Source organism: Rhizobium sp. GN54, from assembly GCF_021026345.1.
Lineage (GTDB): Bacteria > Pseudomonadota > Alphaproteobacteria > Rhizobiales > Rhizobiaceae > Mycoplana.
The window spans coordinates 1-15,305 of record NZ_JAJNCZ010000017.1 but is presented as its reverse complement, the minus strand read 5'-3'; the positions used below and the strand labels follow the sequence as shown (position 1 = coordinate 15,305).

At 67.9% G+C, this 15,305-nt stretch carries 12 protein-coding genes; 5 read left to right on the top strand and 7 right to left on the bottom strand.

The genetic code is table 11. From position 1 onward, the window contains the following. The first annotated feature begins 8 nt into the window (after nt 1-8). Genes LQK81_RS25290 through LQK81_RS25275 form a run of 4 tightly spaced genes read left to right on the top strand, consistent with a single transcriptional unit; the run spans nt 9 to nt 5,352 of the window. The gene (locus LQK81_RS25290) at nt 9-1,232 is read left to right on the top strand and encodes a GTP-binding protein (protein ID WP_230809187.1); all 1,224 of its coding nucleotides are present in this window, start codon (nt 9-11) and stop codon (nt 1,230-1,232) included. A gap of 31 nt (nt 1,233-1,263) precedes the next feature. After that, on the top strand, nt 1,264-1,563 hold the full coding sequence (locus LQK81_RS25285; RefSeq protein ID WP_230809186.1) for a hypothetical protein: 300 nt from the start codon (nt 1,264-1,266) through the stop codon (nt 1,561-1,563). Nucleotides 1,564-1,585: 22 nt separating this feature from the next. Next, nucleotides 1,586-3,730 (top strand): peptidase domain-containing ABC transporter, encoded by a 2,145-nt coding sequence (locus LQK81_RS25280; RefSeq protein ID WP_230809185.1) that lies wholly within the window; start codon nt 1,586-1,588, stop codon nt 3,728-3,730. Then, on the top strand, nt 3,727-5,352 hold the full coding sequence (locus LQK81_RS25275; protein WP_230809184.1) for an HlyD family type I secretion periplasmic adaptor subunit: 1,626 nt from the start codon (nt 3,727-3,729) through the stop codon (nt 5,350-5,352). The genes LQK81_RS25280 and LQK81_RS25275 overlap by 4 nt, the downstream gene beginning before the upstream one ends. Nucleotides 5,353-5,469: 117 nt before the next feature. Here the strand turns inward: LQK81_RS25275 and LQK81_RS25270 are convergent, their stop codons facing one another. The 6 genes from LQK81_RS25270 to LQK81_RS25245 all read right to left on the bottom strand — a co-directional run bounded on the left by LQK81_RS25270 (nt 5,470) and on the right by LQK81_RS25245 (nt 11,101). Then, the gene (locus LQK81_RS25270; RefSeq protein ID WP_230809183.1) at nt 5,470-6,111 is read right to left on the bottom strand and encodes an Isoquinoline 1-oxidoreductase subunit; all 642 of its coding nucleotides are present in this window, start codon (nt 6,109-6,111) and stop codon (nt 5,470-5,472) included. Nucleotides 6,112-6,113: 2 nt separating this feature from the next. Then, the gene (locus tag LQK81_RS25265) at nt 6,114-8,267 is read right to left on the bottom strand and encodes a xanthine dehydrogenase family protein molybdopterin-binding subunit (protein WP_230809182.1); all 2,154 of its coding nucleotides are present in this window, start codon (nt 8,265-8,267) and stop codon (nt 6,114-6,116) included. Nucleotides 8,268-8,272: 5 nt separating this feature from the next. Beyond that, nucleotides 8,273-8,731 (bottom strand): (2Fe-2S)-binding protein, encoded by a 459-nt coding sequence (locus tag LQK81_RS25260; protein WP_230809181.1) that lies wholly within the window; start codon nt 8,729-8,731, stop codon nt 8,273-8,275. 193 nt (nt 8,732-8,924) lie between these two features. Beyond that, entirely contained in the window at nt 8,925-9,644 is a 720-nt protein-coding gene (locus LQK81_RS25255) for an SDR family NAD(P)-dependent oxidoreductase (protein WP_230809180.1), read from the bottom strand. Between the two features lie 59 nt (nt 9,645-9,703). Beyond that, a complete protein-coding gene (locus tag LQK81_RS25250) occupies nt 9,704-10,135 on the bottom strand; it encodes a putative quinol monooxygenase (protein WP_442967188.1) in 432 nt (143 codons plus the stop codon). A 114-nt stretch (nt 10,136-10,249) separates the two neighbouring features. After that, complete coding sequence (locus LQK81_RS25245) at nt 10,250-11,101, bottom strand: VOC family protein (RefSeq protein WP_230809178.1); 852 nt, start codon at nt 11,099-11,101, stop codon at nt 10,250-10,252. 152 nt (nt 11,102-11,253) lie between these two features. Here LQK81_RS25245 and LQK81_RS25240 point away from each other — a divergent pair, with 152 nt between their 5' ends. Further along, nucleotides 11,254-12,456 carry an MFS transporter gene (locus LQK81_RS25240; protein WP_230809177.1) on the top strand — a complete coding sequence of 401 codons (1,203 nt, stop codon included), beginning with the start codon at nt 11,254-11,256 and terminating at the stop codon, nt 12,454-12,456. Nucleotides 12,457-12,567: 111 nt separating this feature from the next. Here the strand turns inward: LQK81_RS25240 and LQK81_RS25235 are convergent, their stop codons facing one another. Next, nucleotides 12,568-15,195, bottom strand: coding sequence for an ATP-binding protein (locus LQK81_RS25235; RefSeq protein WP_230809176.1), 2,628 nt, complete (start codon nt 15,193-15,195; stop codon nt 12,568-12,570). Nucleotides 15,196-15,305 lie beyond the last annotated feature (110 nt).

Here is a 15,305-nt window from a genome sequence, read left to right as displayed (position 1 = left end):
GGAGGTCGATGGCGGTCTCGAAGGGCGACAATCGGCTCCCCGTCACCGTGCTTTCGGGGTTCCTGGGAGCCGGCAAGACGACGATCCTCAACCAGGCCCTGCGCAACCGCGAGGGGCGCCGTGTCGCAGTCATCGTCAACGACATGAGCGAGGTCAACATCGACGCCGACCTCGTGCGCGACGGCGGCGCCGGCCTGTCGCGCACCGACGAGACACTGGTCGAACTGACCAACGGCTGCATCTGCTGCACCCTGCGCGACGATCTGCTGAAAGAGGTCCGCCGTCTCGCAGCCGAAGGCCGGTTCGACTACCTGCTGATCGAGGGGACCGGCATTGCCGAGCCCTTGCCGGTCGCCGCGACCTTCTCCTTCCGCGACGAGGCGGGCCAGGCGCTCTGCGACGTGGCGCGGCTGGACACCATGGTTACCGTCGTCGACGCGGCCAGCCTGCTCTCCGACTACCGCAGCACCGACTTCCTGCGCGACCGCGGCGAGACGCGCGACGACACGGACACCCGCTCCCTTGTCGACCTGCTCGTCGAGCAGATCGAGTTCGCCGACGTCGTCGTCGTCAACAAGGTCTCCGAGGTCGCCGCCGGCACGCGGGCCGAGATCCGCCGGGTCATCGCCGCGCTCAACCCCGACGCCCGCGTCGTCGAGGCGGACTACGGCCGCATTCCGCTGCAGGCGATCTTCGATACCGGCCTCTTCAGCGAGGCGAAGTCGGCACGGCATCCGTTCTGGCACAAGGAACTCTTCGGCTGGGGCGACCATGTGCCGGAGACCGAGGAATACGGGATTGCGAGTTTCGTCTACCGCGCAAGGCGCCCGTTCGACCCGGCCCGGTTCCACGCCTTCCTGGCGCTGGAGCGGCCCGGCCTCCTGCGCGCAAAGGGACACTTCTGGCTCGCCAGCCGCCCGGACTGGATCGGTCTCCTGTCGATCGCCGGCACGCAGGTCCGCGCCGAGCCGAAGGGGATGTGGTGGGCGAGCGTGCCGCGCGCGCACTGGCCCCGCCACCCGCAGTTCCAGGAGATGCTGCAACGGCACTGGACCCCCGCCTGGGGCGACCGGCGCCAGGAACTCGTCTTCATCGGCAGCGGCATGTCCGAGGACGCCATCCGGCAATCGCTCGATGATTGCCTGACCGGCGAGGACACCGGATACGACCCGCGCCTCGCGCGCGGGCTCTTCGACCCCTTCCCCGTGTGGGGACACGATCATGTCGCCTGAGCGACGCGACGCAGCAACAAAGGAGACCCAAATGTCCAGCGAACTCTATTCCGACGGCATCGGCGAGATCACCGTCACCGGCACCATCGTCCGCATCGACCTGATGTCGCTGTCTGCCACCGAGCGCGACGCCAACAACAACCCCGTCCCCGTCTTCCGCCAGCGCATCGTCATGCCCGTCGATGCCTTCGCCAACGCCGTGGACCTGATGCAGAAGGCGCTGGGCGGACTGGTGGAGGCCGGCGCCGTCCGCCGCGTCGGCGACGTGCAGGCGGTCGAGGCCGCGCAGAAGGGCCAGCCGGCGTCGAACGCATCGCCCAACTTCAACTAGACCCGTCCGGGGCCGCAACGGCATGACCAAGAACCCGCATACGAACCTGCAGTGCCTGGTGCTGGTGGCCCGCCATCACGGCGTCGACCTTTCGCCCGAGCGGCTGATGCACGACTATGCCGTGGGCGACGCTCCCGTCACCCGGCGCCAGATGCTGCGCATGGCCAAGGACGCGGGACTGCGGGCGCGCCATGTCACCCTCGACTGGGACGGGCTGTTCGGGCTCGGCGAGGCGTTTCCCGTCATCGCCGAGCTGGAAAACGGCAACTGGGTCCTGATCGCCGGCGCCGGCGGCGAGGGCGACAACCGGATGATCCGGGTCCTCGACCCGCTCGCCGAGCGTCCCGAGTTCATGCTGCTGGAGAAGGAGCGGTTCCTGCGGTCCTGGCGCGGCTCGGTCATCCTCGCCAAGCGCAGCTACCGCATGTCCGACGTCGACCAGCCGTTCGGCTTCCGCTGGTTCATCCCCGAGATCATCCGCCAGCGCAGCCTCTTCCGCGACGTGGCGCTCGCGGCGCTGGTGCTCTATGGGCTGGGGCTCGCGACCCCGATCTTCTTCCAGCTCGTGATCGACAAGGTGCTGGTGCACCAGAGCTATGCGACGCTGACGGTGCTGACGATCGGCATTGCGATCGCGCTCGTCTTCGACGCCGCCTTCACCTTCCTCCGGCGATACCTGCTGCTCTACGCGACGAACAAGATCGACATCAAGATCGCTACCCGCACCTTCGGCCACCTCTTGAACCTACCCGTCGCCCTCTTCGAGCAGACCTCGGCCGGCGTGCTCGTCAAGCACATGCAGCAGACGGGCCGCATTCGCGAATTTCTCACCGGCCGCCTGTTCCTGACGCTGCTGGACGGGCTCTCGCTCTTCGTCTTCGTGCCGATCCTCTTCCTCTACAGCGTCAAGCTGACCCTCGTCGTCCTCGCCTTCGCCGGCCTCGTCGGCCTCGTCGTCATGCTCCTGGTCGGCCCGTTCAACCGCCGCCTGCAGGCGCTCTACCAGGCCGAGGGCGAGCGCCAGGCGCTGCTGGTCGAGACGGTGCACGGCATGCGCACCGTCAAGTCGCTGGCACTGGAGCCCCGCCAGCGCAAGGTCTGGGACGACAGCTCCGCCCAGTCCATCTCCGTGCGCTTCCGCGTCGACCAGATCTCGGCGATCGCCCAGTCGCTGATCGGGCTGGTGGAAAAGCTGATGAGCGTCGCCATCATCGGGCTCGGCGCGCTAGACGTCTTCGGCGGCGCCATGACCATCGGCGCGCTCGTCGCCTTCAACATGCTCGCCGGCCGGGTCTCCGGGCCGCTCGTGCAGATCGTCACCATGGTGCACGAATACCAGGAGGTGGCGCTGTCGGTGCGCATGCTGGGCGAGATCATGAACCAGCGGCCGGAGCAGTATGGCCGCGGGCGCGGCATGCGGCCGGAACTGCACGGCCGCATCGAGTTCGACAACGTCACCTTCCGCTACGGCCCGGACGGCCCGCCGGCGCTGGATGCCGTCTCCTTCACCGTCCCGGCCGGCTCGGTCTTCGGCATCGTCGGCAAGAGCGGCTCGGGCAAGACCACCGTCACCCGGCTGATCCAGGGCCTCTACCAGAACCAGCAGGGGATCGTGCGCATCGACGGCTACGACAGCCGTGAGATCGACCTGGTCCACCTGCGCACCAGCATCGGCGTGGTGCTGCAGGACAACTTCCTGTTCCGCGGCACCGTCCGCGACAACATCGCCGCCGCAAGGCCCGACGCCAGCATCGAGGAGATCGTCGAGGTCGCGCACATGGCCGGCGCCGAGGAGTTCATCGAGCGGCTGCCGCGCGGCTTCGAGACGATGCTGGAGGAAAACGGCTCGAACCTGTCCGGCGGCCAGAAGCAGCGCCTCGCCATCGCCCGCGCGCTGCTCACCAATCCGAAGCTCTTGATCTTCGACGAGGCGACCAGCGCGCTCGATCCCGACAGCGAGGCCATCATCCGCCAGAACCTCAGCCGGATCGCCGCGGGCCGCACCGTCATCATCGTCTCCCACCGCCTTTCCACGCTCGTCGACGCCGATGCCATCCTCGTCGTCGATCGCGGCAAGGTCGCCGACATCGGCCGGCACGACCAGCTCGTCTCGCGCTGCATGACCTACCGGCACCTGTGGAGCCAGCAGACGAGGCAGGTCGCATGAGAAAGAGAACCGGACCTCAAGGGAAGCCCCCCTCGAACGGTGCTGCCCCGGACGACAGACCGGGCGTCGGCAAGCCGGATGCTGACGGACCGCAGGAACAGGGGCCTGGCGAAGGCGGGCCGGTTGAAGTCAGCGCAGTCGAAGTCGGTTCAATCGAAGCTGCGGCCGGAAAAGGCGAAGACGGCGAAGCCAGTGCCGACGAGAGCACGCCGGACGGAGACGACCGGGCAGACCAGAAGATCAACCTGCCGGTCCCGGTCCGACAGCCCGGCACCGAACTCGTCATCCGGCGCACGCTGCCGCCGGTCATCGCCGAGTTCCAGAGCGACGCGGTGGAACTCGAGGAGCGCGTGCCGCCGCGCATCGCAAGGCTGACGCTCTACGGCATCACCGCGCTGATCGCCGCCGCCATCACCTGGGCGAGCCTGTCGGAGATCGACGAGGTGGTGGTGGCACCCGGCAAGCTGATCACCACCCGGCCCACGATCGTCGTCCAGCCGATCGAGACCTCGATCGTCCGCACCATCGATGTCGCCCAGGGCGATACCGTGCGCGCCGGCCAGGTGCTCGCCACCTTCGACCCGACCTTCAGCCAGGCCGACGTCGACCTGCAGCGCACCAAGTTCGCCGCCCTCGACGCGCAGGCGAACCGGCTTGCCGCGGAGCTCAGCGGCGAGGACTATGCGAAGTCTGCCGGCTTCTCTCCCGACGAGCGGCTGCAACTGCAACTCTTCGGCCAGCGCCTCGCCTTCCATACCGCGCAGTTGCAGAATTTCGACCACCAGATCGCCGGCCAGAACGCCACCCTCGTCGCCAGCGCCAACCAGCAGCACATCCTCGCCAGCCGCAAGCAGAACCTGGCCGAGATCGAGGCGGCGCGCGAGCTTCTGTGGCGGACCGACAGCGGCTCGCGCATCAATTTCCTCGGCGCGCGCGACGCGCGGCTCGACGTCGAATCCGACCTGTCGCAATTGCAGGGCCAGGCGGCGGAGGCCGTCCATGCGCTGGCCAAGCTCAGGGCCGACCGCCAGGCCTTCATCGAGGATTTCCGTCGCACCACCATGGAGCAGCTGGTCGAGACGAAGACCCAGCGCGACGCCGCCGCCGAGGAATTGAAGAAGATGGAGCGCCGCCGCGACATGGTCGAGATGCGGGCGCCGGCCGATGCGGTCGTGCTCGACATGGCGCAGCGCTCTGTGGGATCGGTCGTGCGCGAGGCCGAGCCGATGGTGACGCTCGTCCCGCTCGACGCGCCGCTGGAAGCCGAAATCTCGATCAATTCCCGCGACATCGGCCAGGTCACCGCCGACAAGGACGCCCGCATCAAGTTCGACGCCTATCCGTTCCAGAAATACGGCACCGTCAACGGCAGAATCCGCACGGTGAGCCGCGACGCGTTCAGCCCGAGCCAGCAGGAAACCGCCGCGGGCCAGCCGCCGACCCCCTACTTCAAGGCGCGCATCCCGCTGGCCGACACCGAACTCCACTATGCCGGCCAACCGGTCCGGCTGCTTCCGGGCATGACCGTATCGGCCGAAATCAAGGTCGGCCGCCGCACCGTCATCTCCTATTTCCTCTATCCCCTCGTCCGCGGCCTGGACACCGCCCTGCGCGAACCCTGACGATCGGCTTTCGCCGGGGATGAACAACAGAAGCACGCCGCCCACGATCGCGCAGCGGTTCCCGCACAAGATCGAAAGCCGCGAGGACAAGAGCGGTTCAGAAGACGCGAGGTTGCCTCAGTCCGGACACTCGGCCCCTGTCGCGACCCACGCGTCGATCAGGGCGGCAAGGGCTTCCTGCGAACCCGGAGGCGTACTCCTGCCCTCGCCCGGATGCCAGGCCCAGCCGACCAGATGGTCCTCGCCCATATGGCGCACGAGGTCGGCATGCGTGCGATCGCCGTTCCGCTCCGGATCCTTCACCTGCCGGCAGATCTCGCCGACCGTCAGCCCCTGCCAGGCCATGCTGGCCGGTGCCAGCGACCAATGGGCATTGCCCGGAATGGACTTCAGCCGGCTGCCGACGATCGGACGGTTCTCGTCGCCGTGGCAGGCGCTGCAGGCAAGCCCGGCCGGCCCCACGGAACTTTCGGCCGCGATCATCAGGGGCACATGCGGATGCAGGTCCTCGCCCTGGGTGGGACTGCGCGTCGCCGGATGGCAGTTGATGCAGCGCGGATGCGTCAACACCCGGCTGGCCTCCACGAAGATCGCCTTCGAGCGCGCCCCGGTGTCGGTAATGGTCTCGAAGTCGGAGGCCGCCTTGAGAGTTCCGCCATCCGACGTCTCGGCGTGGCTGCTCAGGGGACCCATGCCGGCGGCGACGCCGACGGCGGCCAGAACGGCAAGAAGCGGCATTGCAATTGCCTTGCTGGCCATGGTCATACCCTCCGCAGTTCGCCCTGGTCGATCGGGAGCGTCCGCAGCCGCTTGCCGGTCGCCACGAACAGCGCATTGAGGAGTGCGGGCGCCACACCCGGGGTTCCGATCTCCCCGATGCCGCCCGGCGCCTCCGAACTCGGCACGATGTGCACCTCGATCTTCGGCGTCTCGTAGATCCTGAGAACGGGGGAATCGTCGAAGTTGCCCTCCACGACGGCGCCATTCTGGACCGTGATGCGCCCATAAAGGGCAGCGCACAGGCCATAGACGACGCCGCTCTGGATCTGGGCCTCCACCGTGTCCGGATTGATCACCTGGCCGCAATCGACGGCGCAGACGATGCGGTCGATCCTGAGGCCTCCGTCCGCGGCGATCCCGGCTTCGGCGATCATCGCGGCAAAGCTGCCGAAATCCTCTGCGACGGCGATGCCCCTACCCATCCCTTGCGCCGGCGCGCTCGACCAGCCCGCCTTCTCGGCCGCGAGATCGAGCGCACCCAGGAGACGCGGCTTGTGCTGCAGCAGCCGGCGGCGGTATTCGAGCGGATCGATGCCCGCAAGATGGGCCAGTTCGTCGATCCCGCCTTCGACCGGCGGGATGTTGCGCGTGGCGCCGACGCCGCGCCAGTTGCCCGTCAGCATGCCGTCCGGCGCCTCGTGCCGCACGAAGTCGGTATGCTTGTTGGCGATGGCGTAAGGCGTCTCCGCACCCGCCATAATGTCGAGGTCGATACCGTCGCGCGTGAAGGCGGGCAGCCAGCGCGCCATGACGGCAGGGCCGATGACGCGGTGGCGCCACGACGCGGGCAGGCCGTCGGCCCCCAGGGTCGCGGTGACCTTGCTGTAGTTGAGGTAGCGATAACAGTCGTGGCGGATGTCTTCCTCGCGGCTCCAGGTCACCTTGACCGGGCCGTCGACCTGCTGCGCGATCTTCGCCGCCACGATGACGCCGTCGACGTCGAGCCTGCGGCCGAAGCCACCGCCCAAAAGGTGGTTGTGCACCACGACCTTCTCCACCGGCAGCCCGGTGACATCGGCCACCGCCTGCCTTGCCCGCCCCATGACCTGCGTGCCCACCCAGACCTCGCAGCCGTCGCTGCGGACATGGAGCGTGCAGTTCATCGGCTCCATCGCCGTATGCGTCAGGATCGGCAGGCGATAGACGAATTCATGGGCCGGCCCGTGCTCGGCCTCCGCCTTTTCGACATCGCCCTCGTTGATATGCGGCAGGGCGCTGCCCTCGATCGCATCCTCGATGCGTCCTTCGAGATCGGCGAGCGTAAGCGTGCCGTTCGGGCCCGGGTCCCATTCGATGGAAAGAGCGGCGAGCCCCTTGCGGGCGGCGCCGGTATTGTCGGCCACGACGGCGACGGCGTCCTCGACCCGCACGACCTGCCTGACGCCCTTGACCGCCAGTGCGGGCGCATCCTCGAGCGCGCGCAGCTTGCCGCCGAAGTGGGGACAGAGCGCGATCGCCGCATAGGAGACGCCGTCTGGGCGGGCATCGATCCCGAATTTGGCCGTACCGTTGACCTTCTCCGGGCTGTCGAGCCGCCGGAGGGACTGGCCGATCACCTTGAAACTGGTCGCAGGCTTCAGCGGCACCTCCTGCGGGACCGCCTGCGCCGCTGCCGCCTCGACCAGGCTGCCATAGGCGGCGCGGCGGTTGCTTGCGGCATGGACGACATGCCCGGCCTCGGCCGTGCAGGTCTCCGGCGCCACGTCCCAGCCGCGCGCGGCGGCATTCACCAGCATGACGCGCGCGGTGGCGCCGGCCTTGCGCATCTGCTCGTAGACGCCGCGGATGGCCAGCGAGCCTCCGGTGATCTGGTCGCCGAGCAGGGGGTTTGCATATCGCGCCGGATCGGCGGGCGCATGCTCCAGTTCCACCTGGTCGAGGGAGACTTCCAGTTCCTCGGCCAGAAGCATCGCCACGGCCGTGTAGATGCCCTGCCCCATTTCCACCGAGGGCATGACGAACACGATCTTGCCCTCGGGCGGGATGCGGATGAAGGCGCCGGCCTCGAAGGCCTCCGGTGCGGCGGATGAAGGGGTGGGCCTGAGGCCGATGAGGAGGCCTGCGGCGGTCAGGGATGCGCCGATCAGGAAATGGCGGCGCGATACGGGAAGGGTGACCTTGTCGTGGATGGACATCGCGCTCACCTCTCCGCTGCGGCCAGCTTGATCGCGGCCCGGATGCGCGGATAGGTGCCGCATCGACAGATGTTCCCGGCCATGACCGCGTCGATATCGTCGTCGGTCGGCGAGGGATTGGCGGCAATCAGCGCCGTGGCCGACATGATCTGCCCGGACTGGCAGTAACCGCACTGGACGACGTCGATGTCGAGCCAGGCCTTCTGCACCCGCGCGCCCTCCGCGGTCTCGCCGATCGCCTCGATCGTCGTGATCGCCTTGGACACGGCATCGGACACCGGCATCACGCATGAGCGGACGGGCATGCCGTCGACATGCACCGTGCAGGCCCCGCACATGGCGATGCCGCAGCCGAATTTCGTTCCGGTGAGCCCCATGGTGTCGCGCAGGACCCACAGAAGCGGAATATCGCCGTCTACATCGATGGAATAGGACTTACCATTGACTTGAAGATCGTATGACATGTGGAATATCGGCAAATAGCCGCCCCCTGGGGATCCATGCCGCGCCGGCAAAATAGCACAACTCCGGCGCGACGGAGCGCTAACAATATTGTGAAATCCGGATGCCCGTTGGCGCTTGCAAGTCACCGTTTGGCCATATTTCGGACAGCCCGGAATTTGCCCGCCGCCGCGACGCCTGAAGCCGGCCGGGCGGCTATTGCGCCAGGTAGCCGCCGTCGATCACCAGTTCGGTGCCGGTGACGTAGCTTGCCTCGTCGGAGGCGAGGAACAGGCAGCCATAGGCGATCTCCATCGGCGTGCCGCCGCGCTTCATCGGCGTCGCGGCGATGACCGCATCGTTGAGGTCCTGCGCCTGCGCGTCCGTCAGCGGCGTATGGATGAAGCCCGGATGCACCGAGTTGACCCGGATCCCGTCGGAAACATAGGTCATTGCCGCGTTCTTCGACATGTTGCGGACGGCCCCCTTGGCGGCATGGTAGGAATGCGCGCCGGCGACCGCAGCACTGCCCCAGATCGAGGAGACGTTGACGATCGAGCCGGACTGCTGCTTGCGCATGACGCGCACCGCCTCCCGCATGCCGAGGAACACGCCGGTCTGGTCGACCGCGATCATCTTCAGCCAGTCCTTCATCTCCAGCTTGTCCAGCGGTTCGTAGGCGATGATGCCGGCATTGTTGATCAGCACGTCCAGCCGTCCGTGCTTCCGCACGATCGCGGCAACGACCGTAGCCCACTGCTCCTCGCTGGTGACGTCGAGCTTCATCGCCTCGGTCGCCTTGGGGTAGGGCTTTTCCGGCTGCTTGATATCGCCCGCAACCACGATGGCGCCTTCGCTTTCGAACAGTTCCGCGACGGCGTGGCCGATGCCGCCCGCAGAGCCCGTGACCAATGCAACCTTGCCCTTGAGTCTCATCTCGAAGCTCCCTTCGGTTTGGCGCGCCCTGCGCCGACTGTGGGCCGGGTGCCCTGACCCTAGTTGCCGTCCGGCACGAGGACCTCCATGCGCATCACCTTCACGCCGCCATCGGCCAGTTCGGGCAGCCGGGCAAACCAGTCCTGCACATAGGGCATGGCGTTGTGCGCCTCGAAGTCGGCCTCGTTGGCGAAGATCTCGTAGAAGATGAAGTGCCCGGGGCTCTCGCGGTTCTCCTGCAGGAAATAGACGAGGTTTGCCGGATCGCCGCGGACGAGATCGATCAGCGGGAGCGTGATCGCGCGCAATTCGGCCTCCTTGCCCGGCTTGGCCCGGACCTCGGCAACGATCGAATAGGCCCCGCCGGCGACATTTGCATAGCCGTCGCCGGGCCCCTGGCCGGAACCGTCCTGTGCCGTCGCCGCACCCGCAGCGAAAAACAGGCCGGCGAGCAGGACGGCGCCCGCGAGCAGGCGGGCCGGAGTGTGCAGCCGCAGCGTCGTGGTCATCTCGTTTCTCCCTGTTCCGTGTCCAGTGTCCCGTGTCTGGTGTCTCGTCGAGGGCAGCAGGGCGATCCGGACCGGACCGCCACAGGCCCGATACGCCTATTGCGCGCCCGAGAGGCCCAGATGGGCCTGAAGCGCATCGGCGAACCGCTTCTTCACCGGTCCGATCGCCTTGACGAATTCGAGCTGCTCGCCCTCCGGGCCCTTGCAGTAGATCAGTTCCCAGCCGTCAGAGGGCGCGACCGTCACCTTGTTGGTGTTGGCGCTCATGGGTGCCGCCCTTCGCTCGTCTTCGGTGGAAACGCGGATGATGCGATTGGCCCGCACCTGCGTCATGCCGCGCCGTGCGGATTCCGCCTCGAGATCGGCGATGAACTGGTTGAAGTCGACATCGTCGCCGACGTGGAAGCAGATGTGCATCATCCGCGGGAATGCCGGGCTCATGTGTTCCACCGGCTCGGCGAAAGCCTTGGGTCCGCCCATCGGCTGGTCGGCGTCGCGATACTGCAGAAGCTCGATCACGACGTTGTCGAACTGGATGAAGCGGACATCGAGCCGCTGGGCCCCGCCCCTCAGGTCGGGCACGCCGATCGTCCGCGGGTTGACGCCGAGCTCGTTCGCCAGGATCTCCTGGTCGGCCAGCAGCGTGTTCTGGACGGCGTCGCCCTGGAAGTCGCCGTGGCGGAAGACTTCCGTCCCGCCGAGAACCGCCGTGTAGAACTCGTAGGCGCGCTCCATGTTCTGCACGGTCAGGCCGAAATGCTGCACGCCCTGGAGCCTCCCGCCCAGCGAATTCGGATCGCGGGTTGCGGCCGGCGTTTCCTGGGCCGACGCCGTCGTGCCGGCCGCAAGCGCGGCGGCAATTCCGCCGATCGCGGCACCTCCGGCGGCGCACAGGATGGCGCGGCGCTCCGGATCATCCGGTTGGACGGCTGCTGGCTGCTGAGACATCGTCGCCTCCTGTCGGTCTTGGGGAACTGTCCGGATGCTAGCGCAGCCGCTGTCGCAAGGGTTGTTAAGAACGGTGAAATTTGGTGAACTGCCTGCGGTCCGGTCGGCACGACCAAGGCCTCTGCGAACGACACGGCAAGGGCAGTCGGGACATGGATACGGACGCAGGGCGGGGCCGACGGATTGCAATCGTGCTGGGTTCCGGCGCCGGGATGTATCTCAGCATCGGCATCGTGCTGATCTACGGCTTCAGCGTCTTCATCGTGCCGATCGCGAACGACACCGGCTGGGACCGGACGCTGGTGGCTGCCGTCGTCGCGCCGATCGCCATCGTCAACGGCCTGATGTCGCCGGTTGTGGGCGCGCTGACGGATCGCTTCGGCCCGCGCCGGGTGCTCACCTTCTCCTCCGTGTCGATGGCGGTCGGCCTGATCTCGATCGGGATCGTCTCGCACAGCCTGCCGGCCTTCACCGCCGCGGTCGTCGCAGCGAGCCTGCTGGGCGCGGCACAGACCGGCGTGCCCTACACCTATGTGATCGTCGGCTGGATCAGCGCCCGGCGGGGCCTCGCGCTGGGCGTCATGCTCTCCTTCGTCGGGCTCGGGATCGCCACCGTTCCGCCGGCCCTTGCGCTCCTGATCGCGCAATGGGGCTGGCGCTCCGCCTTTATAGTGGCCGGCCTCGTATCGATGGCGATCACCCTTCCGGTGGCGCTCTTCGTCATTCGCGACCCGCCCGTGCCGAGGTCGCCCGACCGTGCCGGGGTCGAGGGCGACACCGTTCGCCAAGCGGTGGGGACGGCAAGCTTCTGGCTGATGCTGGGTGCGTTCTTTCTCAACTACTTCGCCGCCGCCGCCGGATCCATTTCGCTGCCCGTCGTGCTGGCCGACCGCGGCGCCGATCCGGCAGAGGCGGCCCTGGTCATGAGCCTCGTGGGCCTGGCCTTCATCGCCATGCGCCTCGGCTTCGGGGCCCTGCTCGACCGGTTCCCTCCGGTTCCGTTGACGAGCCTCGCCTTTCTGTCGCCGCTTGCCGGCCACCTGATCCTGGCGAACTCCGACAGCCAGGTCCCGGTCTATGTCAGCGCCGTCATCTTCGGGCTGGCCACGGGAGCGGAAGGCGACGCGATCGGCTTTCTTCTGGCGAGACGCTTCAGGATGCGAAGCTTCGGCAAGCTCTACGGCATCAACTACATGGCCCTGACCATCGGCGCCGGCCTCGGCCCGGCCTCGCTGCACGTCATGGCCGCCGAAGGCACGCGCTACGTCGAGACCTTCACCACCTTTGCCGCCATCGCCGCGATCGCCCCGATCCTGCTGATGCTGGACAGGCGCACGCGATCGCTGACCCGATAGAGGATGTCGCGCAAATGTACGCAGCGGCTTTGCGACGGCGACATGCGTCAAACAACGGAGCAAAGCGCGGGAGCGAACCCGAAAGATCGCGGCACGCTTTGGATCCAGCGCTCAAGGACGGGCATGCGTATGCCGGCCGCGGCGGGTCCCGGAGACGCCCGAACCTCTCCCGCGCCTCTCCCCGACGGCATCGAGAAGCGCGCACGCCGCAAGCAGGTCACGGGTGGCAAATCCTTCCGTGAAGCGCCGATGGATCGGCGCCAGAAGGCCGGCCGCCCTTTCGCCCCGGTCCGCGGCAAGCCAATGTCCGGCAAGCCCCGTGGCCGTGCGCAATTCCCACGACAGCGCACCCTGCCCGCGCGCCAGGCCGAGGGCCTGCACGAAGAGCGCCTCCCCGGCCTCCGCCGACCGGCCGGAGCCTTCCTTGAGCGACAGTTCCGCCTTGATCCGCAGCAGTTCCGGCATGCACCAGATCTCGCCCGTCGATGCCGAAAGCGCAATCGCCTCGTCGATCGCCGCCTGCGCCGCCGCAATCTCTCCGTGATCCCCCAGCCCCGCCGCGTAGACGCCGATGTAGAAGGGACCGCGCATGCGGAAACCGACCGCGAAAAGCTCGTCGAGCGCGCCTCTCAGAAGGGCCAACCCGGCAGCATCGCCCCCCTGAAGGAGCCAGTCGGCGCGCAGGCAACGCGCCATGGCGCTCCAGATCGTCATGGCGTGCCTGGCCACATGCGCCTCGATGGCGGCGAGCATCCGCTCCGCACCGGCAAGGTCCCCCGTCAGAAGCGCGATCGGGCAGGTCGTGTGGACGAGGGCGTTGCAGAGCGCCAGCGCATGCTCTGCCGCCCGCGCCTCCTCCAGCTGGCACTGCGCCATGGCGACCGCCTTGTCGGGCTGCCCCTGCAGCCAGAGGATGTTCGCAAGTGTTCCCCGCGCCGCCGACCGCGGATCGAGCTGGAAGCGCGCAATGTCCGAACGGGCGACCGGGGGTATGTAGAGGGCGATCATGCGTTCGAGGTGACGCCGCGCCCCGGCGAGTTCTCCCAGGTAGCGCAGGGCCGTTCCCGCCTGCCTGTCGACGTTCGTGCAGGCGGTGAGGTCGCCGCGATCGCTCGCCAGCTTCCTGATCCTTTCGGCCATCGCCAGCGCCGCGTGGTGATCGCCCGTCCAGGTGTGGTAGTCGCACAGTCCCCAGAGGCAGCCGAGCGCGCATTCGGCGTCGCCCAGCGTCTCGGCACAGGCGAGCGCCGTCGTCCAGGCCACCTTGACCTCGGGAAGCGGGCCGCTCGTATGAAGCAGCGTGGTGCCGAGCGCCAGGTGCAGTTTCATGTCGTCGCGGACGCTGCGGAACCTGGCAAAGGCAGGGTCGAGCGCGCGCTCGACGCCGGCGCGGCCCTCCTCCACCAGCGACAGGTTCTCCCAGAACGGGATCGCGGCGACCGTGAGCGCGATGCCGGTGGCGATGCTGCGGTTTCCGGAAAACGCCCAGCTCAGGGCGCTGCGAATGTCGTCGACCTTGCGCCCGTATTCGGCAAGCCACTGGGCGGTCGGCCGGATCCTCCATTCCGCCCCGGCGCGCTCCCCAAGAGCCAGCAGATGCTCGGCATGGCGCTGGCGGAGCCAATCGAGCTCGCCGCTCTCGGCCAGTTTCTGCAGCGCATAGCGCCGGGTGGTGTCGAGCAGCCGGTACTGCGTGCCGAACTCTCCACGCTCCGTCGAAACCAGCGATTTCGCAACGAGGCTGGCGACGCCGTGAATGCATTCGGCGCGGGCGCGGCCCTTGTCGAGCACGACCGTGCAGGCCGATTCCAGGCTGAAGGCACCGGCAAAGACCGAAAGGCGTCGCAGGAGCATGCGCTCGGGCTCGGCAAGAAGGCCGTAGCTCCAGTCCAGCGTCGCAGCCAGGGTATGATGGCGGCTGTGGCCGGATCGCCTGCCGCCCAGCACATGGGACTGATCGGAAAGGAGCCCCACGAGTTCGCGGGGACTGAACGCATCCAGCCGCGGTGCGGCGAGCTCGATCGCAAGCGCCAGGCCGTCCAGCCTGCGGCAGATCTCCGCCACGTCCGGCGCATTGCCGTCGTCGAGCGCGAACGCGCCGAAGCTGCCGCCGGCGCGCTCGACGAAAAGCTCGACCGCCGGGAACGCCAGTGCCCGGGCCGCCGAATGGCCGGAGGCCTCGGGCGGCGTGTCCAGCGGCGGCAGGCGATAGACCTGTTCTCCGGGGGTCCCGGTCGGCTCGCGGCTCGTGGCGAGAATGCGCACCCCGGCCGCCGCGGCAAGCAACGTGCCGGCGCAGGCCGCGACCGCCTCGACCAGATGTTCGCAATTGTCGAGCACGAGCAGGAACGCCCGGTCGGCCGCAAAGGCTGCGAGCGCAGCGCCGATATTCGCCGAATGCACCCGCAGCCCGATCGCAGCCGCAATCGAGGCCGGTACCAGTGCCGCATCGTTCACGGTCGCGAGATCGACGAACCAGACACCATGCTCATAGGCTGCGGTGCCCTCGGTACTGGAAACCTCAGTACCGGCCTCCTCCGTGCCGACACCGTCCGTGCCGCCTCCTGCCGCCAGCCGCTCGGCGACGGCAAGCGCCAGCCGGGTCTTGCCGATCCCCCCGGGACCGACGATCGTCAGCAGCCGCGATGCCTCAAGGGCGCGCAGGACCGCCGCCACCGCGTCGTCCCGTCCGACGAGGCGACCTGTCGAGACCGGCAGGTTGTGGGTGTGTTTCGGCATGGAATAAGGACCCCGCACATGGGGTGATCGGCGTCCAAACGGGACCCCCATCTGCGATGGGGTTACAACAGCCTCCGGTTTCATCGGAGGCTTTTTATTTGGATGCTTGT

Coding starts and splice junctions, on each gene's coding strand:
- LQK81_RS25275 (WP_230809184.1), top strand. CDS start 3,727: ATGAGAAAGAGAACCGGACCTCAAGGGAAGCCCCCCTCGAACGGTGCT.
- LQK81_RS25255 (WP_230809180.1), bottom strand. CDS start 9,644: ATGAGACTCAAGGGCAAGGTTGCATTGGTCACGGGCTCTGCGGGCGGC.
- LQK81_RS25245 (WP_230809178.1), bottom strand. CDS start 11,101: ATGTCTCAGCAGCCAGCAGCCGTCCAACCGGATGATCCGGAGCGCCGC.
- LQK81_RS25285 (WP_230809186.1), top strand. CDS start 1,264: ATGTCCAGCGAACTCTATTCCGACGGCATCGGCGAGATCACCGTCACC.
- LQK81_RS25280 (WP_230809185.1), top strand. CDS start 1,586: ATGACCAAGAACCCGCATACGAACCTGCAGTGCCTGGTGCTGGTGGCC.
- LQK81_RS25240 (WP_230809177.1), top strand. CDS start 11,254: ATGGATACGGACGCAGGGCGGGGCCGACGGATTGCAATCGTGCTGGGT.
- LQK81_RS25235 (WP_230809176.1), bottom strand. CDS start 15,195: ATGCCGAAACACACCCACAACCTGCCGGTCTCGACAGGTCGCCTCGTC.
- LQK81_RS25260 (WP_230809181.1), bottom strand. CDS start 8,731: ATGTCATACGATCTTCAAGTCAATGGTAAGTCCTATTCCATCGATGTA.
- LQK81_RS25290 (WP_230809187.1), top strand. CDS start 9: ATGGCGGTCTCGAAGGGCGACAATCGGCTCCCCGTCACCGTGCTTTCG.
- LQK81_RS25270 (WP_230809183.1), bottom strand. CDS start 6,111: ATGGCCAGCAAGGCAATTGCAATGCCGCTTCTTGCCGTTCTGGCCGCC.
- LQK81_RS25265 (WP_230809182.1), bottom strand. CDS start 8,267: ATGTCCATCCACGACAAGGTCACCCTTCCCGTATCGCGCCGCCATTTC.